The 22,235-nt window shown below is 65.9% G+C and carries 20 protein-coding genes; 14 read left to right on the forward strand and 6 right to left on the reverse strand.

Annotated elements, in window-relative coordinates:
* Positions 1–7 precede the first annotated feature (7 nt).
* Positions 8–763, reverse strand: coding sequence for a sulfite exporter TauE/SafE family protein (locus tag ACH49N_RS22135; protein WP_358274766.1), 756 nt, complete (start codon positions 761–763; stop codon positions 8–10).
* 157 nt (positions 764–920) lie between these two features.
* Entirely contained in the window at positions 921–2,729 is a 1,809-nt protein-coding gene (xsc, locus tag ACH49N_RS22140) for a sulfoacetaldehyde acetyltransferase (protein WP_358274764.1), read from the reverse strand.
* 199 nt (positions 2,730–2,928) lie between these two features.
* On the opposite strand from xsc, the gene ACH49N_RS22145 reads away from it, so the two are divergent.
* The 6 genes from ACH49N_RS22145 (at position 2,929) to ACH49N_RS22170 (ending at position 8,192) form a co-directional block, all read left to right on the forward strand.
* A complete protein-coding gene (locus ACH49N_RS22145) occupies positions 2,929–3,762 on the forward strand; it encodes an IclR family transcriptional regulator (protein ID WP_109334702.1) in 834 nt (277 codons plus the stop codon).
* A 10-nt stretch (positions 3,763–3,772) separates the two neighbouring features.
* Complete coding sequence (locus tag ACH49N_RS22150) at positions 3,773–4,741, forward strand: AAA family ATPase (RefSeq protein ID WP_358274762.1); 969 nt, start codon at positions 3,773–3,775, stop codon at positions 4,739–4,741.
* Between the two features lie 10 nt (positions 4,742–4,751).
* A complete protein-coding gene (locus ACH49N_RS22155) occupies positions 4,752–6,458 on the forward strand; it encodes a cobalt chelatase (RefSeq protein ID WP_358274761.1) in 1,707 nt (568 codons plus the stop codon).
* Between the two features lie 42 nt (positions 6,459–6,500).
* Complete coding sequence (locus ACH49N_RS22160; RefSeq protein ID WP_358274760.1) at positions 6,501–7,184, forward strand: phosphonatase-like hydrolase; 684 nt, start codon at positions 6,501–6,503, stop codon at positions 7,182–7,184.
* Between the two features lie 196 nt (positions 7,185–7,380).
* Positions 7,381–7,839, forward strand: coding sequence for a prevent-host-death protein (locus ACH49N_RS22165; RefSeq protein WP_358274759.1), 459 nt, complete (start codon positions 7,381–7,383; stop codon positions 7,837–7,839).
* A gap of 2 nt (positions 7,840–7,841) precedes the next feature.
* Complete coding sequence (locus tag ACH49N_RS22170; protein WP_358274758.1) at positions 7,842–8,192, forward strand: hypothetical protein; 351 nt, start codon at positions 7,842–7,844, stop codon at positions 8,190–8,192.
* A 250-nt stretch (positions 8,193–8,442) separates the two neighbouring features.
* Here ACH49N_RS22170 and pdxS read toward each other — a convergent pair whose 3' ends face one another.
* Complete coding sequence (gene pdxS / locus ACH49N_RS22175) at positions 8,443–9,333, reverse strand: pyridoxal 5'-phosphate synthase lyase subunit PdxS (RefSeq protein WP_358274756.1); 891 nt, start codon at positions 9,331–9,333, stop codon at positions 8,443–8,445.
* Positions 9,330–10,877: an amino acid permease gene (locus ACH49N_RS22180; protein ID WP_358274754.1), complete on the reverse strand. Its 1,548-nt coding sequence runs from the start codon at positions 10,875–10,877 to the stop codon at positions 9,330–9,332. The genes pdxS and ACH49N_RS22180 overlap by 4 nt, the downstream gene beginning before the upstream one ends.
* A gap of 296 nt (positions 10,878–11,173) precedes the next feature.
* Here ACH49N_RS22180 and ACH49N_RS22185 point away from each other — a divergent pair, with 296 nt between their 5' ends.
* Genes ACH49N_RS22185 through ACH49N_RS22195 form a run of 3 tightly spaced genes read left to right on the forward strand, consistent with a single transcriptional unit; the run spans position 11,174 to position 11,940 of the window.
* Positions 11,174–11,395 carry an antitoxin MazE family protein gene (locus ACH49N_RS22185; protein WP_358274753.1) on the forward strand — a complete coding sequence of 74 codons (222 nt, stop codon included), beginning with the start codon at positions 11,174–11,176 and terminating at the stop codon, positions 11,393–11,395.
* Positions 11,392–11,721 (forward strand): type II toxin-antitoxin system PemK/MazF family toxin, encoded by a 330-nt coding sequence (locus ACH49N_RS22190; protein ID WP_358274751.1) that lies wholly within the window; start codon positions 11,392–11,394, stop codon positions 11,719–11,721. The genes ACH49N_RS22185 and ACH49N_RS22190 overlap by 4 nt, the downstream gene beginning before the upstream one ends.
* 21 nt (positions 11,722–11,742) lie before the next feature.
* The gene (locus tag ACH49N_RS22195; protein ID WP_358274749.1) at positions 11,743–11,940 is read left to right on the forward strand and encodes a type II toxin-antitoxin system RelE/ParE family toxin; all 198 of its coding nucleotides are present in this window, start codon (positions 11,743–11,745) and stop codon (positions 11,938–11,940) included.
* A 112-nt stretch (positions 11,941–12,052) separates the two neighbouring features.
* On the opposite strand, the gene ACH49N_RS22200 is transcribed toward ACH49N_RS22195, so the two are convergent.
* Together ACH49N_RS22200 and ACH49N_RS22205 are read right to left on the reverse strand one after the other, a co-directional pair.
* Entirely contained in the window at positions 12,053–13,219 is a 1,167-nt protein-coding gene (locus tag ACH49N_RS22200; protein ID WP_358274748.1) for a glutamate--cysteine ligase, read from the reverse strand.
* A gap of 88 nt (positions 13,220–13,307) precedes the next feature.
* On the reverse strand, positions 13,308–14,561 hold the full coding sequence (locus tag ACH49N_RS22205; RefSeq protein WP_358274746.1) for a hypothetical protein: 1,254 nt from the start codon (positions 14,559–14,561) through the stop codon (positions 13,308–13,310).
* A 280-nt stretch (positions 14,562–14,841) separates the two neighbouring features.
* On the opposite strand from ACH49N_RS22205, the gene ACH49N_RS22210 reads away from it, so the two are divergent.
* The 5 genes from ACH49N_RS22210 (at position 14,842) to ACH49N_RS22230 (ending at position 22,225) form a co-directional block, all read left to right on the forward strand.
* Positions 14,842–15,768 carry a hypothetical protein gene (locus ACH49N_RS22210; protein ID WP_358274744.1) on the forward strand — a complete coding sequence of 309 codons (927 nt, stop codon included), beginning with the start codon at positions 14,842–14,844 and terminating at the stop codon, positions 15,766–15,768.
* Between the two features lie 366 nt (positions 15,769–16,134).
* Positions 16,135–17,538 carry an amino acid permease gene (locus tag ACH49N_RS22215; protein WP_358274812.1) on the forward strand — a complete coding sequence of 468 codons (1,404 nt, stop codon included), beginning with the start codon at positions 16,135–16,137 and terminating at the stop codon, positions 17,536–17,538.
* A 141-nt stretch (positions 17,539–17,679) separates the two neighbouring features.
* Positions 17,680–19,011 carry a hypothetical protein gene (locus ACH49N_RS22220; protein ID WP_358274742.1) on the forward strand — a complete coding sequence of 444 codons (1,332 nt, stop codon included), beginning with the start codon at positions 17,680–17,682 and terminating at the stop codon, positions 19,009–19,011.
* On the forward strand, positions 19,011–20,033 hold the full coding sequence (locus tag ACH49N_RS22225; protein ID WP_358274741.1) for a glutamate ABC transporter substrate-binding protein: 1,023 nt from the start codon (positions 19,011–19,013) through the stop codon (positions 20,031–20,033). The genes ACH49N_RS22220 and ACH49N_RS22225 overlap by 1 nt, the downstream gene beginning before the upstream one ends.
* 11 nt (positions 20,034–20,044) lie before the next feature.
* Positions 20,045–22,225 (forward strand): tetratricopeptide repeat protein, encoded by a 2,181-nt coding sequence (locus tag ACH49N_RS22230; RefSeq protein ID WP_358274740.1) that lies wholly within the window; start codon positions 20,045–20,047, stop codon positions 22,223–22,225.
* Positions 22,226–22,235: the final 10 nt, after the last annotated feature.

Raw genomic sequence — 22,235 nt, forward strand, 5'->3', positions numbered from 1 at the left:
AATCGCCTCAGCGCAACGCCACCTGCACGAGGACGGCGGCGCCGAGGAAGCCGAGTAGCCACAGCACCCGTTGGCGGACCTGCTGGGCGGTGGTGCGGTCGAACAACGATTTTCCCGCGGCGGCGCCGAACATGCAGAGCGGCGTGAACAAGGCGATCTGCGCCAGGACGGGAACCGTGAGGAGACCACCGGCAGCCGAGCCGGCGGCGCCGAACGCGTCGATGACGAGGAAGAACACGACGAGCGAGGCACGCCCGGCCGCCACGTGGGAGGACGCGGAAAAATACATCAGGACGGCGGGTGGACCACCGAGGGCGAAGCCGCCGTTGAGGAGGCCGGACGCCACGCCCGTCACGGTCGTCGCACCGGGGCCGGGCAGTGACTGGCGGTCGGGGGCGGCGGCCATCGCGACGGCGGAGCCGATGATCGCCACACCCAGGAGCACCCGCACCAGGTCACCGGACAGCTGTGTAAGCGCCCACATCCCGAGCGGCATGCCGATCAGGGTGCCGACGAACAACCAGCGCAACGACTTCCAGTGCACTTGCCGCCACACCTGGGGCAGCATCGCGGCGCTCGCGACGACCTCGAGGACGAACACGGTGGGGATCACCGACGTCGGCGGGAGCAGGACGACAAGTCCCGCCACCCACACCATCGCACCACCGAAGCCACCGAAACCGCGGACGACGCCGCCGGCCACCACGATGCCGAGCGCAAGGAGGAGGGCGGGCAGCGACAGATCCCACACCGTTGCCGCCATACCCACACCGCTTCCGTTCGCCGTTGTCTCCGTCCGAAGTGTGGGGGTCGCGGCGGTGAAGCGACAGATCCAGACGGCGCCCGGTCGTCGGTACCAGAAGAGCACGGGACGCAGCCCCCGACATCGGCGCCGGGGGCTACGTGGTGGGAAAAGCGGACTACACGTAATCCTTGTACTTGTCGAGCAGGCGAACCGGCTTCGACAGCGCGTCGCGGCGGAAGGGGTCGCCGAGTTCGCGGGTGCACATGATCTCGATGACCGTCGTCTTGCCCTCGTTCATCTGTGCGGCGACCGCGCGCTGCAGTGCGGGGCCGACCTCTTCGAGCTTGTCGACGACGATGCCTTCGGCGCCCATCGCCTGTGCGATTCCGGCGAAAGATTCGCTCTCGAGTTCACCGGCGACGAAGCGGCGGTTGTAGAAGTCGACCTGGTTCTTCTTCTCCGCACCCCACTGCCGGTTGTGGAATACGACGGCGGTGACCGGGATGTCGTGCCGGACAGCCGTCATGACTTCACCCAGGCTCATCCCCCAGGCGCCGTCGCCCGCGTATGCGATGGCGGGCCGTTCCGGTGCCGCCGCCTTCGCGCCGATGATGGTGGGCAGCGCGTATCCGCAGTTACCGAAGCTCATCGGAGCCAGGAAGCTGCGCGGCTTCTCGAACCGGAGGTAGCTGTTGGCGACGGAGTTGATGTTGCCGATGTCGGTGGAGACCATCACGTCTTCCGGCATCGCCTTCTCCAGCTCACGCAGCACCTGGCGGGGGTGCAGCCAGTTGCCCTCCTCGCCTTCCTGTTCGGCGATCATGTCGAGGCTGAACGGATCGCGCTCATGCGTCCACTCGTCGAGTTCCTTCTCCCACGCGGCTTTCTCGGCGTCGATTTTCTCGCTGCGTGCCGCCCGATTGGCGTCGCACGCGAGGGCTTTGCCCTCGAGGCGTTCGGTGAGTGCGACGGCGGCAGCCTTCGCGTCGCCGCAAATTCCGACCGACACCTTCTTCACCAGGCCGAGCATCTTGTGGTCCGCATCGATCTGGATGATCTTCGCGTTCTTGGGCCAGTAGTCCATGCCGTGCTGCGGCAGCGTGCCGAAGGGGCCGAGACGGGTGCCGAGGGCGAGCACCACGTCGGCCTGGCTGATCAGCTTCATCGCGGCCTTGGAACCCTGGTAGCCCAGCGGTCCGGTCCAGAGCGGGTGGCTGGCGGGGAACGAGTCGTTGTGCAGGTAGCTGTTGACGACGGGGGCGCCGAGACGCTCGGCGAGGGCCTTGCACTCCTCGACGCCGTCGGCCATCACCACACCGCCGCCGGACACGATGACCGGGAATTCGGCCTGGGCGAGCAGTTCTGCAGCCTCGTTCAGGCTCTTTTCGCCGCCGGGACCGCGGTCGAGCCGGGTGGGCTGCGGGATCTCGGTCTCGATCTCGCCGTAGAAGAAGTCGCGCGGGATGTTGAGCTGCGTCGGACCCATCTCGGACATCGCGCGGTCGAAGCACCGGCCGGTGAACTCGGCCATGCGCTTGGGGTTGTTGACGTGGCCCTGGTACTTGGTGAACTCCTGGAACATCGGCAGCTGGTTGGCTTCCTGGAAGCCGCCCAGGCCCGTGCCCATGGTGCCGGCCTCGGGGGTGACGATGACGACGGGGCTGTGCGCCCAGAATGCGGCGGCGATCGCCGTGACACAGTTACTGATTCCCGGCCCGTTCTGGCCGATCACCATGCCGTGCCGCCCGCTGACCCGGGCATATCCATCCGCCATGTGTCCCGCACCCTGCTCGTGCACCACCGGGACGAGCCGGATCCCAGCGGGCGCGAAGATGTCCATCGCATCCATGAAGGCCGAACCCATGATGCCGAACATGTCCGTCACACCGTTCGCGACCATGGTCTCGACGAACGCCTCCGACGGTGTCATCTTCTGTACACCGGAGACAGTGGTGCGATCGGCACCGTTCTTCTTCTTGCTCATGCGTGATCCTCCTTCAGGGGTGCGCCGGAAACGGCAGAGAATGTCAAAAATCGGAACGTTTCGTTCGTGATTTTGTGATGTGTTGGAACAGTAGGCCACGTCACACACTTCGTCAATGAATGTTCCTAAAACTGGAACGGGATGTATGATTTTTCGATACACGACGTGAAGGCGTCGCCGTCTGGGCCTAGGAGGAACCGTGGGTGAGATTCACCGGATCGACGAGTCGAACGGACACCCGACAACGGAGCTACCCGGAGACACGCCGACGCTCCGCCTGTTCGCGCTGCTCGAGATGATCGCGTCCAAGGACCAGCTGTTCACGTTGCAGGGGCTCGTCGAGGAGACGGGCATGGCCAAGCCGACCTTGCACCGGATGCTCCAGCAGCTCGAGGGCGCCGGACTCCTCACCCGGCAGAACAACGGCAGGCATTACGGCACCGGCGTGCGCCTGCGTCGCTTCGCCGAGAATCTGCTGCTCAACGACACCCACCACGGTGCGCGACACGCCATCCTCCGAAACCTGGTCGCGGAACTCGGCGAGAGCTGCAACGTGACCACCCTGTCGGGTAGCGAAGTGGTGTATCTCGACCGAGTGGAAACCTCGGAGCCCCTTCGGTTTACACTCCATGCGGGTTCGCGGGTGCCCGCGCACTGCTCGGCCAGCGGCAAGATGATCCTGTCGCAGCTCAGCCCCGCCCAACGCCGGCGACTCCTCGGGCGGATGCCGCTCGAGCGCTACACCAACAAAACCGTCACCGACATCGAACTGATCGAGACCGAACTCAAGCAGGTCCGCCGCGACGGCTACGCCATCGACGACGAAGAGTTCCTCCCCGGACTCGTCTGCGCCGCAGTGCTCGTCCCCTGCGCCACAGGCAATTCCAATCTCTGCATCGCGGTCCAGGCCCCGGTCATGCGACTCACCCCCGACAAGGCGCTCAAGCTCCTTCCTGCGTTACGGCGGGCAGCCGACGCCATCGGCGAGATCGAGAACGAGGTCACGGAGACCGAAGTGACAGACCTGAACTGAAGGAGGGCACATGCCCGAAATGACCACTGCGGCCCCCAGCCACGTGGTGTCCGCGCGCGAGCTGTTCGGACTCGACACCGACCTGACGGTGCGTGCCTTCCGCGAACCCGTCGACCACGTCCCCGACATCGACCCCGCGTACCGGTTCGATCACGCGGTGACCACGGCCCTGCTCGCCGGGTTCGGCCGCAACCGCCGGGTGATGGTGCAGGGTCTGCACGGTACCGGCAAGTCCACGCACATCGAACAGGTCGCGGCGCGGCTCAACTGGCCGTGCGTGCGGGTCAACCTAGACGGACATCTCAGCCGGCTGGACCTGATAGGCCGGGACGCGGTGGTGCTGCGAGACGGCAAGCAGGTCACCGAATTCCAGGAAGGCATCCTGCCCTGGGCATTGCAGCGACCCGTCGCCCTCATCCTCGACGAATACGACGCCGGCCGCCCCGATGTCATGTTCGTCATCCAGCGTCTCCTCGAACGCGACGGGAAACTCACCCTGCTCGATCAGAACAGGGTCCTGACTCCGCATCCTGCCTTCCGGTTGTTCGCCACCGCCAACACCGTCGGCCTGGGCAATCTGAACGGGTTGTATCACGGTGTGCAGCGGCTCAATCACGCGCAGATCGATCGCTGGAACATCGTCGCGACGCTCGATCACCTGCCCGCGGAACAGGAAATCGAGATCGTGTCCGCACGAGTGCCGTCGCTGAGCCGTGAGCTCATCGGGTCGATGGTCGCCGTGGCCAATCTGACCCGGAGCGGATTTCGCGTCGGCGACCTGTCGACGCTGATGTCGCCGCGCACGGTGATCACCTGGGCCGAGAACATCGAGATCTTCCACGACCCGGCGCTCGCATTCCGGCTGTCGTTCGTCAACAAGTGCGACGAGGCCGAGCGACCCGTCGTCGCCGAGTACTTCCAGCGGTGCTTCGACTCGGAACTGGAGCGGTCGTCGATGCTCGCGGCGAGCACGGCCTGAGCGGGCAGTCATGACAGAACTGTCCGTGCGCCCCACCTCGGTCCGCCGTCAGCAGGAGGTTCACGAACTTTGTGCCGCCGCGATCCGCGCCCTCGCGGGCGAGGGCGAACTGCACTTCCGCGGACCGGAACTCCATCGTGGACATCGGCGGGTGCCGATGCCCGCCCCGCACCTGCACCCGTCGTTCGACGGCGCCGACTTCACGTCCTTCCGCGGCGCGGCGGATGGCATGGCGTCGCGCCTCCTCCACACCGACCCCGTCCTGCATCGCAGCCTGTGCCCGGACGCCACGGCGGGTCGGCTGGTCTTCGAGATCCTGGAACAGTTCCGCGTCGAGTCGCTGGCTGCCGACGCGTGGAGCGGCGTGCGCGCCAACCTCTCCCACCGCTTCACGCAGTGGTCGCAGGACTACGTGACGTCCGGTCTGACCGAGACGGTGCACGGAATGCTGTTGTTCACGGTGACACAGATGTGCCGGGCCCGGATCACCGCCGAGCCGATACCCGAGGCCACCGAGGACCTGATCGAATCGACCCGGTTCGCTCTCGCCTCCGTTCTCGGCGGCCACCTCCCGTGGCTGCGTCGAACCCGGTTCTCGCAAAGCGACTTCGGAATCCACGCGCAGGCCGTCGCCGAGCTGATCGGCCGTCACCTGGAGTCACCCACCGACACGGACGTCTCGGCCGACGACCGGAGCGACGGCCGGACGGCGTTCTCCCTCCTGTTCGACTTCGACCCCGAAGACGACGAGACCTTCCAGGCCGCGGTGTCGGGACGCAGTCGCGCGCTGGGGGAGGGTGGAGACGGATATCGCGTGTTCACCCGCGCCTACGACGAGACCCGGCAGATCGCGTCCCTCGTCCGGCCGGAGTTGCTCCAGGAGTACCGCCGGCGACTCGACCTCGTCATCGACCTGCAGCACCTCAACGTCCGGAAACTCGGACGACAGCTGAAAGCCGTGCTCTCGGAACCGGTCCCCGACGGATGGGACGGCGGCCGGGAAGAGGGATACCTCGACGGTCGGCGGCTCGCCCAGCTCGTCACCTCGCCCACCGAGCGCAGACTCTTCCGGGCCGAACGCACCGAGCCGCACACCGACACGACCGTGACCTTCCTCATCGACTGCTCCGGTTCGATGAAAGAGTTCGGCGAACCGGTCGCGGTCTTGGTCGACGTATTCGCCCGGGCACTCGAACTGGCCGACGCGCGCTGCGAGATCCTGGGTTTCACGACCGCCGCATGGAACGGGGGCCGAGCTCGCCGAGACTGGCTCAGGTCCGGCCGTCCGCGCAACCCGGGACGGCTCAACGAAGTGCGGCAGCTGGTGTTCAAGGACGCCGAAACCTCTTGGCGCCGAGCCCGACCCGAGATCGCGGGGCTGTTGACGAACGATTTGTTCAAAGAGGGCGTCGACGGTGAGGCGGTCGACTGGGCGTGCTCCCGGTTGCGGGGCACCCAGGGCCGGAGGCTCCTGTTCGTGATCTCGGACGGAAGCCCACTGGACGGCGCCACCGCGCTGGCCAACGACGAGTTCTACCTGGATCACCACCTGCAGGACGTGGTCGAGCGACACGAGGACGAGCGGGCGGTGGAGGTGTACGGACTGGGCGTCGGGCTGGACCTGAGCCCGTACTACGACCGTTGCCGGACGCTCGATCTGTCGTGCGGTACCAACAGCGACGTCATTGCCGACGTCCTGTCGATGATCGCCCACTGACAGCCATCACCTGCCGGGGGCGCACAGCGAGGAGTCACACCCATGACCGAACCCGGAGTCTCTCTGGTCACTCTGGACATTGCCGGGACGAGCGTCGACGAAGGCGGCGCCGTGTACGTCGCGCTACGCGACACCGTCGAGAAGCACCTCGGCAAACCGATTCCGGACGATCGGTTCGACCGGTGGAAGGGCACCGGCAAGCGGCAGGCCATCGAGGGACTACTGCGGGAGAGCGGCGTGCCGGCCGAGAAGAAGGTTCTGGACGCCGCCGAATCCGATTTCACCGCAATGCTTCTGGCTACGTACCGCAAGACTTCGCCCACCGCACTGCCCGGGGTTCACGACGCCTTCGATACGTTGCGGCAGCGCGGCATCAAGGTCGTTCTCCAGACCGGCTATTCACGCCAGATCGCGGAACCACTACTGGAGCAGGTCGGGTGGGAGATCGGCCGGGACATCGACGGGGTGATCACGAGCGATCAGGTGCGGATGAGCAGGCCGTCGCCGTATCTCATCTTCCACGCCATGGAACTCGCCGGCGTGCAGAGCGTGGACGAGGTGCTGGTGGGTGGGGACACTCCGAACGATCTCCGGGCCGGGACGAACGTCGGGGCACGATACGTGGTGGGTGTCCTGACCGGCGCGCACGACGCGGCGACTCTGAGCCTGGAGCCCCACACCCACATCCTGGACAGCGCAGCGGACATCCCCGGACTGCTGGGCTGAACGACGACTGCGGGTTCGGTACGTCACCAGCCGCGCTCGGCGAGGCGGTGCGGGACCGGGATGTCGACTCAGAAGCCTGTCGCCGACGGTTGCAGAGTCATGGATGCGCCGACCGGCTGCTCCAAGGAGTCCATCACTTCCTCACTGCGATCGCTCATGCTGGACTTCCGAACACGTTCCGAATAAGATGGACCCCATGCCCATCGCAGCAGGCCTCCCCGCCCGGACCCGGCGCTCCTCGGACTTGAGCAAGCACTCCGCCGAGGTCTTCGCCGAAGCCGAGGACCACCCCGTGACGGTGACCCGGCGCGACGGCGAGTCGCTGGTGCTGATGTCGCAGCGCGAGGCCGAGGGACGTTCGCGGCTGCTGAAGTTCGCCGCACAGCTCATCACCGTCACCCTCGATGACACCGGCTCGCTCGCCGAGCGCATGTCCAAGGCATTCCCCTGGATGCTCGCGCTGTCGCCGGCGGACCGAGAAGCCTGCGCGCAGGACCTTGTGGACGCCGCCCGCGCCTCGTTCTCCACCGACCAGCCCCACCTCGCGATCGCGGAGCTGACGTCCTGGAAGGAGACGGCGACCGCCATTGCTGCCGGGCTCGGCAGCGCCGACCTCGAGTGGCTCGACGACGACGAGACCGTGGAGCGTCCGTAGCCGTGGCGGCCGCCAAGAAGGGCGAGCTGGTCCCCCGCCCTCCGAGAAAGATCGAGTACGAGATCCGCTTCGCCACCGCAGATGCCCAGAAGGGCTGGCGGGACCTCGTCGCGACGATCCGCAACTCCATGACGGAGACGTGGGACTTCCTCACGCGGACGCCCCTGTCCACAACGCCGACGAACTATCCCCTCCGAGGCGAGCTCGGCATGATCTCACGCGGTGGAACGACGCACGAGCGCTGGCAGCACAAGCCGACGGCGAAGGGCACCGCGCGCATCTGGTTCTACGTCCATGAGCGCACGGTCTTCCTGGAGCAGGTCCACACCAGCCACCCGAACGAGACGAAGTAGCCGATCGCCGTGAACATCGAAGTGCGAGCGTCGGCAGCAGTGCTGCCTTTCCGGAGGAGGGCTTCGCTCCGGCTAGCGGCGCAACACGCACTTCGGATCCTCGAGGTTCCGTCTCGCAAGGTGGCACTCCCTGTCTGACGTCGGGCTGGCTCCGCGTCCACGTACCTACACACAAAAGGCGAGTCAAGACATGGCACTGAGTGCCCCACATCGATGGCTTCACAGACGGTGTGACCCCGAATCGCCTCGTTCACCAACCGCGTTCGGCGAGGCGGTGCGGAACCGGGATGTCGTCGACGTTGATCCCGACCATCGCCTCACCCAGCCCACGAGAGACCTTCGCGAGCACGTCCGGGTCGTCGAAGAAGGTGGTGGCCTTCACGATCGCCGCGGCCCGCTCCGCCGGGTTACCAGACTTGAAGATCCCCGACCCGACGAACACACCCTCCGCGCCGAGCTGCATCATCATCGCCGCATCCGCCGGGGTCGCGATGCCACCGGCAGTGAACACGGTGACCGGCAACTTCCCGGCCTTCGCCACCTCGACCACCAGGTCGTACGGCGCCTGCAACTCCTTCGCCGCCACATACAACTCGTCCTCGCTCAGCGACGTCAACCGGCGAATCTCCCCACCGATGGTCCGCATATGCGTGGTGGCATTCGACACGTCCCCGGTACCGGCCTCACCCTTCGACCGAATCATCGCCGCCCCCTCGGTGATCCGGCGCAACGCCTCACCCAGATTCGTCGCACCACACACGAACGGGACGGTGAACTTCCACTTGTCGATGTGGTTCGCGTAGTTGGCCGGGGTCAGGACCTCGGACTCGTCGACATAATCGACCCCCAGGGACTGCAGGATCTGCGCCTCGACGAAGTGCCCGATCCGGGCCTTGGCCATCACCGGGATCGAGACCGCGGAGATGATGCCGTCGATCATGTCCGGATCACTCATCCGCGACACCCCACCCTGCGCGCGGATGTCCGCGGGCACCCGCTCGAGCGCCATCACCGCGACCGCGCCGGCGTCCTCGGCGATCTTCGCCTGCTCGGGGGTGACGACGTCCATGATGACCCCACCCTTGAGCATCTCGGCCATGCCCCGCTTGACGCGCGCAGTGCCGGTGGTGGATGCGCTCATGACTCTCTCCTCTGATGACGGTCGGTGTGTGGATCCTGTTGTGCCGCGGCCAGCAGTTCGAGGTCCGAGCCACCCAACGTTTCGATCGCCTCGATGCGCTTTTCGGCCTCCGCGACCGACTCGTCCTGCGAACCGATAGGAGGAGCACCGGACAGCGCGTCGTCGTCGGTTCCGCCCTTGCCGAGCCACCGCCGCACTTCATAGGTGACCAGGATGGCGATGAGCGTCAGTCCGCTCATGAGGAACTGGGAGCGGGTTGTCGGCAGGAATGCCATCGCGAGGATGACGGTGGCCATCAGGGCGATGGTCGCGTAACTCAGCCACGGGAACAACCACATCCGAAGTTGCAGTGCAGCAGGGTCTTCGCGCTCGAGTCTGCGCCGGAGCACCACCTGGGAGATGGCGATCAGGAGGTACACGAAGAGCGCGACGGCGCCGTACGAGTTGACGAGGAAGCTGAAGACGATGTCACCCCACACATAGGTGCAGGCAACCGACACGTATCCGACGGTGGTGCCGAGCAGGATCGCCCGACGAGGCACACCGTTGTGGGAGAGCTTGGTGAAGAACTTCGGTGCATCGCCGTTTCTGGTCAGCGCGAACAACATTCGCGACGTCGTGTACAGCGCGGAGTTCAGGCAGGAGAGCACCGCGGTGAGGACGATGAAGTTCATGATCGTGGCGACGCCGGGAATGCCGAGCACCTCGAGCACCGCGGCGTACGGGCTCACACCGACGCTTTCGGTGTTCCACGGCTGGATCGCGACGACGACGAGAATGGAGCCGACGTAGAACGTCACGATGCGCACCACGATCGACCGCATGGCATGGGCCACTGCCCGCTTCGGCTCCTCCGACTCCGCGGCCGCAATCGTCACGATCTCGGCACCGGTGTAGAAGGCGACGCACGGGACGACCGCGGCGAGTACTGCGCCCCAGCCGAGCGGGGTGAATCCGCCGTGGTCGACGAGGTTGCCGAGCCCCGGCGTCGAATCGGGCCACAGCCCGGTGATCCACAGGGCACCCATTCCGAGGAAGAGGACGATCGCTACGACCTTGATCGACGAGAACCAGTATTCGAACTCACCGTAGGAGCGGGCGGAGACCATGTTGGTGGCCGTCAGCAGCAGCATCAGTCCGAGGCTCAGCAACCACAGCGGGATCATCGGCAGCCAGAGCTGCAGAATCCGGCCGCCGGCGACGGCCTCGACAGCCACAACGATGACGAAGAAGTACCAGTACATCCACCCCGTCGCGAACCCGGCGCGACGTCCGAGCGCCTGCCGGGCATAGACGTAGAACGACCCGACCACCGGCCTGGCTACCGCCATCTCCGCCAGCATCCGCATGATCAGCAACGTGATGATGCCGGCAATGAGGAAGGAGATGATCGCGGCCGGGCCCGCACCGCCGATGACGACACCGCTGCCGACGAAAAGGCCGGCGCCGATCACGCCACCGAGGGCGATCAGGTTCATGTGCCGGCGTTTGAGCCCCTTGCCCAAACCGGAGTCGTCGGTGTGTTCAGGAACGGTACTGTCCACGTTTCCTCCAAATAGCGGCGGCGAAGTCAGCGCCACCCTGCCTGTCCTGCCGGTGAGCGGCGCGGATCGAACACCCTGGTATGTGTGACTCACATCACCTTTGTGGGAGTCAACTCACCCTACGACTCGGAGATACGGACCGCCCAGAACCAGATCTGAGGGAAGGAGAGGGACCAGGGGCGCTGGTGTAGATCTCGCTGCCAGTGGCATTTTGAGACGTTCGCGATCCCGTAAGCGGATCGGTTAGCGGGCGCGCGACCGTTGTCGCCGGACCTCGTTACATGTAACATTGCCGCATGGCAAGCACACGAGAGCGGGTACGCGAGCACCGCCAGCGTTTGCGCGAGCAGGGTCTGCGGCCTGTTCAGATCTGGGTGCCCGACGTACGGGCTCCGGAGTTTGTCGCGGAAGCTCACCGCCAGTCGGCTGCCATCGCGGCGAGCGAGCATGAAGCCGATGACCAGGCATTCGTTGATGCAATCTCAGTCGATTGGGACGAGGCGGAGCCCGACGGGTGAGGCGGGGCGACATCTATATCGCAGCTGCGCGTGGTGCCTACACCGGCAAGCCGAGACCCGTGGTCATCGTCCAGGACGATCGGTTTGACGCAACCGCTTCGGTCACGGTGTGCCCGCTAACGACCAATCCGGTCGAGGCGCCACTTGTCCGGATCGCTGTGGAGCCGACCGACAGCACCGGGATCGAGAAGCCGAGTCAGATCATGGTCGACAAGGTCACGACGATGCCGCGGGTGAATATGCACGAACGCCTCGGCCAACTCGCCGCTGCCGATCTGGTTCGGCTGGACCGTGCGCTTTTGGTATTTCTCGGACTTGCCGATTGAGCCGACTCTCTCGACGGCGTGATGTCGCAAGTGCAAGCGGCCATCGAACTGCTTGCCACCGAGCCACGGCCGCCGGCAGCGACGCGCCTGGTCGGCGGCAATGGGGAGTGGCGAGTCCGAACTGGTGACTACCGAATCGTCTACGAAATCGTGGACGAGCAGCTCTTGGTGCTCGTCTTGACAGTCGGGCATCGCCGTGAGAACTACCAGCGATACTGAACGACTACGATCCCACCGCGTAGGCAGCGGATCCGCTTCCGGCACGGTCCGATGACCGAGACCCAACAGCTGGGGCGCGGGGAAGCAAGTCTGCTCCCTCGGGCGCGCGGTTTCACAGCGGCAGCGCATTGCCCGGTTCGGGGAGACAACCTTCGAAGGTGCGGCGTGCGCATTCGGAGATCACCTCGGCAACACTGCCCCGGTGGGCAAGGGTCTGGCGTTGCCGGATAGCCCCGTTGCCCTGATCGAGCACCGACGCCAGCGACGTATTCACCTGCCAGTACTCACCGAGCTCCGCCAGAGCCGGCTTGACGTGTGCCAGAAGTTGGTACACCAGGCGGTGGGCGGGCATCCGGTGCGCGGTCACCGGATCGAGACCGTACCCGGCGAGCCCGTCGCGGGCCGCCAACCAGCACGCCCCGCGCAGCACCTGCTGATCGATCGCCGGGGCCGATTCGCCGCGGTGAATCGCCCTGATCGCGGTCATGACCAGAGCGTGCACCAGGGTGGTCAGGGTCATCGTCTCCTTGATGGTGGCGGGGACGTCACTGATCCGGATCTCCACAGTGGGGAGATGATTCGACACCCGCACATCCCAATAGACCATTCCGGTGTCGAGGATGGCGCCGGTCTCGAGCATCAACTGCACCGCGTCGTCGTAGTGCTGCGCGGACTGGAAGTACGGTGGCGGTCCCGCACTGGGCCACCGGCCGAACAGGACGTACCGCCAGCTCGCATAACCGGTGTCGAGGCCGCCGGCGATGGGGGAATTGGCGGTCAGCGCCAGCAGCGCCGGCAACCAGGGCCGCAGATGGTTGCTCACCTGCACCGCTTGCTCGCGGTCCTCGATGCCGACGTGCACGTGACAGCCACACATCACGCCCGTGAAGAGGGCGCCGAATCGCTCGGCCATCTGCTGATACCGCGGTGTGTCGGTAATCGAATTCGAATTCGGTGGCGGGTCGTACATCGGCGTTCCGACTGCCAGGAGCTGGCATCCGGTGCGGGCAGCGGCGTCGGCGGTCACCGCGCGCGATTCACACAACTGATCGCGCAGATCGCGGATGTGGGTGCCGACCGACGTCGACGTTTCGATCTGGCAGCGACAGAACTCGCGCTGAAGGTCGATGCCCAGCTCGTGCCCGGCCTCGCAGACCTCGGTGTTGTACAGACTGGGTCGTCCCGTGTTCGGGTCGACGAGGACGAACTCCTCCTCCACCCCCAGAGTCGGACCCGCCGGGAGAAACGAGCTACTCGACGGCACGGTGGTGGTTGCCATTTTCGTACCTCCAACCCACGAATACCACCAACTTTACGAGCATCCAGGCTGTTCCTGCGCGGGCCCGCTCAGTGCGCAGCGATCAGCCTCAGCACGCGGAATTTCCGGGGAATGCCGGTACACCGAATCGGCATCCGACCTCGGTGACGGCGTGCAGGCGCTCGACCGGCTGCCGGACTTCCAACGCAGGCAGAAGGCCGTCGTGCAGGAGTGCCTTCTTCGTCTCAGGTGCCGTGGCCCGGGCATTCAGAGTTCCGCGGATTCGTGCGAAGTCGACGAGTTCGTCGTAGACCATCGACAGCGCCGCCTCTGTGGTCTGGTCCTCGGGCGCGAGCCCGGTGAAATCCACACCGGTCTCGTACTCGTGACGGACTGCGTGCGGACCCTGGTCACACGTGGGTTTGTTCAGATCGATCCGGAACTCCGGCCGATCCGGCGATGGTGGAGTGATCGTCCCGGCGTCAGTGCAGACATGATGCGAAATGCGGTCACCGAGTGCGTGCAGGTAGATGCCGATCCTCGCGTTCGAAGATTCGCTACCGATCCAGGAATCGAATTGCGACGATCGGATTTCCCCCGAAATGACCTGCTGGCCGGTCACATTGGTGAATGGAATTGCGACCGGGGTCTCGAGGCTGTACACACCGTTGATCTGCACAGGCCGATCGTCTCCGTAACACTCTGTGCCGGTGGCATAGTCACCGTCTGCGGACTGATTGGTGAAGCCTGCCGTGCACAGGGGAGTGCTACTACCCGGGCCTGCCATCGCCCAGCGCCGCACGTGCGTGAGCATGACCTCGTGTCGGGAATCGCCGATATCGGGTCGCGAGCCGTCGGGTTCGGGATCGAGCGGTCCACGCATCGTCGGCAGGAAGTGGAAGAGAAACCCACCGGTGGCGAAGTGAGTGCGCACGAGGCCGCCGATGTCCTTGGTGGTCCACGCGTCCGCGTCGGGAACGAGTCGGCCGTTGATGTCGCGCGGCGCGAAGGTGCCGAGGTCGGTCGCTTCGTCGTATGCCGCGATCCAATAGGCGTCGCGCGCCGAGAAGCCGACGGTGCGGGCGATGATGTACGTGGAGTCGGCGTGCACGAGGCTGCGTCCACCGAGCGGTTGACGCAGGGTGTACCCGTAACGCGCGAAGGCCTCGAGGCCGCAGATCGGTCCGTTGGGGTCGTCGAGCGGACAGCTGGGTGGAAGCGGCGCGCAGTTGTGTGGTGGCGCACCGTCCGGGCTGTAGCAGATGTCTTCGGCGAAGCCATACGCCGACGGTGGGGAGACGATGAACGCGGCAGCGACCAGCGTCAGCGCCACGGTGGCCAATCTCCGAATGGAACCAGTCATCGACAAGCACCTCTCCGGTCGCCCTGTGCGTCCACGTTAACACCGGAGCAGTGACCAGAACTCGAATATCCGCGGAGTCATGTATGCGGCGGTCTCTGGGAGCCGGGACGTATATGACTGTGGCAAAACGGTTTACGACTTCGGCAATCCAAAGGCGTTCAGGGTGACGATTACTAACCCTCAGGTGACTGTTCACACCCGGCCATTTGCCGGACGCTGAGAACGTCAGAACGGAACCCTCAGAGGAAGAAGTACCCTCGATCGAAAGGAACTCACCCCTGTGTCGCACAACCTCGGCACCACTGCACCCGCCGCGCACGATCACGAGTTGGCGCGAACCGCCGTGCCCACCGTCGAATCCGGCCCGAAGCGAGTCCGCCACCACTGGACCCTCACCCGGACAGGCCTCTACCTTCTGCTCGCCGCCCTACCGCTACTGGCGATCTCGGCGCAGGTGTTCGGTGTCGTGCCGATGAACACCACCGGCGCGCTGGTGATCATTCCACTCGCGGCCGCTCTCGCGGTGTTGTGCGTATTCGCTCCGCACCCGATCGACCGCATCGTCGGCCATGGCCTCGGCTGGGGGATGTTCGCGTGTCTGGTATACGACATCTTCCGCCTCGACACCGTGTACTTGCTCGACCTGTGGGGCGACTTCATTCCGAAAATGGGTACCTGGCTCCACTCGGGATCCGACACCCGGACCGGCGCGATCGTCGGCTATCTCTGGCGTTACATCGGTGACGGAGGCGGAATCGGAATCGGTTTCTTCCTCATCGCCCTCGCCTTGGGCCTTCAGCACTTGTCACGCCGCACGGTCGTCCTCACCTCCGTCGCCTTTGCGGTGTTCCCGGTGTGGGCCGGCCTCATCGCCACGGTCGCCCTGTCGCCGGACGGGCAGCAAGCCATGTTTCCGCTCACGCCGACGACGCTCGCACTCTCGTTGATCGGGCACCTGATCTTCGGGCTCGTACTCGGCCTCGGCTTCCTGCGGGCTCGGCACACCGTCGGCCGGCACTGGCCCTGGTCGCCGCTCCTCCCGGCGGCGCGGAGGGCGGGTCGCCGTACCCATCCGTCCTCTGGCCGACCTGCCTCACGCTTCCGGTCCGCGGTTCGGTTGCCGGCCCGTGCCGGGCGCCCGCGCAGTGCGGCGCTGATGCAGGCATGCGGTGAGTGCGGTGGAACTGCCCGGAACACCGACGGCTAGGACTTTCGATGCGCCTGCGCGTAGGTCACGCGGGCGCATCGAACGGTCCCCGCCCTCTCGCGTACCTCCCAATTCCTCGTTACCTGGATCTGGACCCCAGAGGCGTGCCCGAACTGGCACTGTGCTCCCCTCCACACCCTCCATACAGTGTTGTGAATCACACCAACAGTTCAGTTCGCGGTAGATCGTCTCCCGTATCTCCCGCCGGCACTGTTCTCCGTTCCGAACCGCCGACGGTCCGCCCCCGGACCGCGATGGCGACCTGACGATCCCGGTCAGCGCACAGTGGAGGAAGACGTGACCTCAACACCACCCCCGGTCCAAGCTCAGGACTCCGGCCTCGGAAAAGGCCTGAAGAAACGGCACATGAACCTCATCGCCCTCGGTGGCGTGATCGGTGCCGGATTGTTCGTCGGCAGCGGCGTCGTCATCGAGAACGCCGGCCCGGCAGCGATCGTGTCGTTCCTGATCGCGGGGGTCATCACCCTCCTGATCATGCGGATGCTCGCGGAAATGGCGGTGGCTCGGCCCGTCGTCGGATCGTTCTACGTCTACGCCCGGGAAGCACTCGGTAATCGCGCCGGCTTCTCCGTCGGATGGATGTACTGGTACTTCTTCGTCATCGTCGTCGCCGTCGAGGCCATTGCGGGCGGGCGCATCCTGCAGCTGTATCTACCGTCCGCACCGCTGTGGATCCTCAGCCTCGGCCTCCTCGTCATCCTGACCTGTACCAATCTTGTCTCTGCGCGTTCATTCGGCGAGTTCGAGTACTGGTTCTCCTCGATCAAGGTGATCGCGATCGTCCTCTTCCTAGGGTTGGGCGCACTCTGGATCACCGGACTGTGGCCCGACTCGACTCCCGGAGTCGCGAACCTCGTCAGCCACGGCGGGTTCGCCCCGCTCGGTTGGGGCGCGGTGCTCGCGGCGGTCGTCCCCTGTGTCGCCTTCTTCACCGGCGCCGAGATCGTGACCATCGCGGCGGCCGAATCGGCGGAGCCGAAGAAGGCGGTTGCCCGGGCGATGCGCTCCATCGTGGTCCGGATCATCACGTTCTACGTCGGCTCCATCTTCGTCGTCGTCGCGGTGGTGCCGTGGAGCACCGAGGCCGTCGGAGTCAGCCCCTATGCAGCAGCCCTCTCGGCCCTGCACATTCCCGGCGTCGCCACGATCATGAACATCGTCATCCTGACCGCGGTGCTGTCCTGCCTGAACTCGGCGCTCTACACCTCCTCCCGAATGCTGTTCGCCCTCACTCGGAACGGCGACGCCCCCCGAATGTTCACGCACCTGTCCCGCGGCGGGGTGCCACGGCGCGCGATCCTGGCCGGCACAGTGATCGGGTATGCATCCGTGGTCGCGGCCTTCGTCTCCCCGGACCTGGTGTTCTCGTTCCTGGTGAACTCCTACGGCGCCGTCGCGCTCTTCGTCTACCTCATGATCGCCCTCTCCCAGGTCGCCCTGCGGAAGAAGCTCGAAGCGCAGGACCCCTCGGCCCTCAGCCTGAAGATGTGGCTGTTCCCGTGGCTGAGCTACGCGACCATCGGATTGATGGGTGCCGTGATTGCCGCGATGGCGGTTCTGCCCACCACCCGTTCGCAGTTCTGGCTCAGTGTGGTGACCCTGGTCTTCATCCTGATCGGCTATGAGTTCCGCCGCCGCAGCCGGGCCGGCACGGAACCGCAGGGCACCGTCCCTGCGGCGGAAGAAGCATCGGCACCCGAGCCCGAAGCGGAGCAACTCGTCGGAGTTTCAGCCCGCGAGCAACTCTGACGAACCCCCATCGAATCCGAGGACAGGGACCGAACCGGGTCCCTGTCCTCGTTTCTGTGTCCGGCCCCCGACATCGACTTTTCGGCACGATACGGCGAAAATCGGGCACACTGGCAGAACACCTCGGCGGAGGAGGACACCGTGTTCCACCGCGGAGACAACGCCGTCACCGAAGAGCACTCGCTGGACGAGTCACTGCTCGTCGAGCCCGAATCCCGACGGCAGCCCTGGCGCGAATTTCTTGCCTCCACGCCGGGTCGACTCTCCGTGCTGGGTATCGCGCTGGTGACTGCAGCACTCGCGACCGGGGCCATCGCGTCGGCCGCGATCGGTGCCCGTCAACAGCGGATCGACGTGCTACGGACGCATACCGAACCGCTCGCGTACGCCGCGGAAGCCCTGTACAGCTCTCTGTCGATCGCCGATGCCGCAGCCACGACCTCCTTCATCTCCGGTGGAATCGAACCCCGCGAGGTACGCAACCGGTACAACCAGGCGATCGGCGATGCATCGAACGCCCTGGTAACTGCGTCGAATGGAGTGTCGTCGACGGACGCCGGGGCGCTGCGCCTGCTGTCGGAGGTGTCGAGGCACATGTCCGTGTACATCACGCTCGTCGCGACCGCCCGCGCCAACAACCGGTCGGGCAATCCGGTGGGCGTCGCCTATCTGGGTGACGCGTCGGCCCTGATGCAGGACACCATCCTGCCTGCAGCCGAGCGTCTGTACATCGAACAGTCGCGGTCCGTCGCCGACACGCAGGCTCACGGTGCCCGACTGCCGCGCGCCGCATTCGTCGTCACGGCGGGACTGCTGTTCGCACTCGTCCTCGCCCAGGTCTACCTGGCGCGCAAGAGTAAGCGTCGCGTCAACCCCGGTCTCGTCGTTGCCTCACTTCTCACCGCAACCCTCCTGGTGTGGCTGGCCGCGGCCGCACTGGTCTCCACATCGGCGATCGATCGGGCGAGAAGCGAAGGGGCACAACCACTCGCCACCATCACCCAATCGCGCATTCTCGCCCAGCAGGCACGGGCGGACGAGACACTGGCATTGTTGCAGCGCGGCTCCGACGAGCAGTCCGAGATCGATTACGCGGCGCACTCCGCCGCGCTGGCCGACACCCTCGGACGGTTGCAGAGCGACGCGCGACCCGAGGTTGCCGACGCGCTTGCCGCGCTGGACGGGTGGCGGACCGCTCACGAGATGTTGCAGCAAAGGCTCGCGGCCGGCGACTACTCGGGTGCGAGCGCCCTCGCCATCGGTTCGGGCGAGCTCGCGTCGACCGCTCGGTTCGCCGCCCTGGACGAATCTCTCCGGACCGGCATCGAGCGATTTCGCACCGAGGAACTGGACGGAATGGCCGCAGCGTATCGGTCGTTGTCGCTGCTCGCGGTGGGTAGCATGGTGATCGGCGTCCTCTGCGGGTTCGCCGTCGGTGGGGGGATCTGGCCCAGACTGAACGAGTACCACTGATGATTCCGGTGGATCGACCGAGACGGACGAGACGGCGCGCCTTCCGCCCGCACCTCCTGGTGTGCGCGTGCGCCACCGTCCTCTTCGCCGGCTGCGCCACCCCGCAACCGCTCTCACCGATCCCCGGCGGCGACTACGCCGAGTTTCCGTTGTCCGACGGGGCGCAGATTCTGCCGCCGTCGGGCGTCGCGCCGGCGGAACCGCCCACACCGGACACGTGCGGTGCGCTCGCCAGCCTGCGGCCCGGCCCGGCTGTCCCACCAGGAACTCGACCCCCTGGTTCTGCGGTGGCCGACATTCTGGCCCGTGGACGCCTGATCGTGGGCCTCGACCAGAACACCAACCTCTTCAGCTTCCGCGACCCGACCACCGGCACCCTGATGGGATTCGACGTCGACGTCGCGAAGGAGGTTGCCCGTGATCTGTTCGGCGATCCGTCCAAGGTCGAGTACCGGCTGCTCACCTTCGGTAGCCGCTTCGACGCGCTGGAGAACGACGAGGTGGATCTCGTCGTCAAGGGCACCACGATCACATGTGAACGTGCCGAGCGCGTCGCCTTCTCGACGGTCTACTTCCAGGCCTACCAGCGACTGCTGGTACCGAAGGGTTCCGGCATCGAGGGTCCGGCGGACCTTGCGGGCAAGAGAGTGTGCACCGCCATCGAGACCACGTCGCTCGCCACCGTTCAGCGAGTGCAACCCGAGGCGACGATTGTCGCGGTTCCCGACTGGGACGACTGCCTCGTGGTCCTTCAGCAACGGCACGCCGACGCCGCCAGCACCGACGACTCAATTCTCGCCGGGCTGGCCGCCCAGGATCCGAATCTCGAGATCGTCGGCCCACCATTGGAATCGGAGCCGTACGGCATCGGCGTCAACAAGAGCCACGAGGATCTGGTGCGCTTCGTGAACGGCACCCTCGACAGGATGCGGGCCGACGGGACGTGGATGGCGCTCTACGACAGGTGGCTGACCGTACTCGGCCCGGTTCCGGGCCCGCCCGCACCGACCTATCGGGATTGAGGTGTCGGGCCGTGAGCGACGAAACTCAACGAACACCCCCGGTTGAGCTGCAATCCACCCGCGGTGTGCGGTTCGACCCGTTCGCCGACGATACCGACTCGGCGCCGACGACTGTGGACCGCCCTGGAACGCAAGAACTTTCGATGCTCCTCACCAACCCCGTGGTGGCGGAGAACAAACGGTTCTGCGACCGGTGCCGTCGCCCGGTCGGGCGTTCGACAAGCGGGAAACCCGGGCCCACGGAGGGCGTCTGCGAGCACTGCGGCACCGTGTTCACCTTCTCGCCGCAACTGGAGACAGGCGAGCTCGTCGCCGGGCAGTACGAGGTGCTGGGCTGCCTGGCGCACGGCGGGGTGGGCTGGATCTACCTCGCGCTGGACCACAACGTGAACGATCGCTGGGTGGTGCTCAAGGGACTGCTGCACTCGGGCGATCCCGAGGCGCAAGAGGTCGCGCTGGCCGAGCGGCGGTTCCTCGCAGAAGTCACGCATCCCAGCATCGTCAAGATCTTCAATTTCGTCGAACACCCGGGGCTGGACGGCAATCCCGTCGGGTACATCGTCATGGAGTACATCCGGGGGCGGACACTCCGGGACGTCCTGGCGGAGGTCGAGGCGGACACACGCGACGGTGCGCCGCGGCCGAAGCTTCCGGTGGAACGGGCAATCGGCTACATCCTCCAGGTGACACCCGCAATGGCATATCTGCACTCCATGGGACTGGTGTACAACGACCTCAAACCCGAGAACATCATGATCGGCGGCGACCACGATCAGCTCAAGCTCATCGATTTGGGCGCGGTCGCGCGTATCCGCGACCACGGCTACATCTACGGCACCCCGGGTTATCAGGCGCCGGAGATCGCCACTACCGGTCCGACGGTGGCTTCGGACATCTACACCGTCGGCCGCACGCTCGCCGCGCTCACCATCGATCTGCCGTCGGAGTCGGGGCGCTACGTCGACGGTCTCCCCACACCGGAGCAGGCACCGCTACTGGCCGAGCACGAGTTCTACCATCGGCTGTTGCTCAGAGCCACAGATGCCGATCCGGACCGTCGGTTCGTCTCCGCCGAGGAGATGTCGACACAGTTGGAGGGCGTGCTCCGAGAGATCGTCGCGCAGAAGACCGGGCGTCCGAATCCCGGTCTCTCCCGACTGTTCAGCCCACAGCGCACCACATTCGGCACGGACCTCGCCATCAGCCGCACCGATGTGTATGTGGACGGGCATCGCCGCAACGAACGCGTCGGTGCGATAGGAGTTGCTCGGGCGCTTCCCGTCCCACTCGTCAACCCCGACGATCCGGCGGCACCGTACCTCACGGTGGTGCACAGCAGGCCGAAGGAACTCCTGGATTCGCTGAGCAGGGCGCGGGAAGCAGTGCGGGGCGGGGCGGAGCCCAGCATCGAGATTCCGCTCGCCGAAGCGCGCGCGCACCTCGACCTCGGACATCCCCGGGAGGCAGGGCAGATCCTCTCTTCTCTGCCACTCGAGCGCGCAGACGCGTGGCGCATCGACTGGTACAGCGGGATATGTGCGCTTCTCGAGGGCGACTTCGAGGCGGCGCTGGGCCGTTTCGACGCCGTGTTGACTGCGCTGCCCGGCGAGGATGCTCCGAAGCTCGCGCTGGCGGCGACGGCGGAGATGCGCTGTGAGTACCGGGAAGGGGAGGACTGCGAGTTGTGGCGGCGAGAGGCCGAGAAGTTCTACCGCACAGTGTGGCGGACGGATCACGGCGTCATCAGCGCGGCGTTCGGCCTCGCCAGGCAACTCGATCACCGTGGTGACCGGGACGGCGCCGTCCGGGCACTCGACGAGGTGCCGCCCACCTCGCGACACTACGCAGAAGCGCGGTTGACGAGCGTGCTCGTGCTGGTCCACGACCGCCCCGTCGCGGACGTGTGCGAACGGGACCTACAAGAAGCCGCCCAACGCGTCGAGCTCCTCGCCCACGACGAACGGCGTGCACTGCAGACCCGCGTTCTCGTGCTCGGTGTGGCGGTGGACTGGTTGCGGTCGGGTCGAATACCCACGACTGCAACCCTTCTCGGTGTCCCGTTCACCGAACACGGTCTGCGGACCGGGGCCGAGTCGGCACTGCGGGCGCTCGCCCGTAAAGCGCCCGAGCGTCGGCATCGATACACCCTGGTGGATCTCGCCAATCTCATCCGCCCGACCACCTGGCTGTAGCGCAACCGAA

It is taken from the genome of Rhodococcus sp. NPDC019647 (genome assembly GCF_044389235.1).
Taxonomy (GTDB): domain Bacteria; phylum Actinomycetota; class Actinomycetes; order Mycobacteriales; family Mycobacteriaceae; genus Rhodococcus_F; species Rhodococcus_F oxybenzonivorans.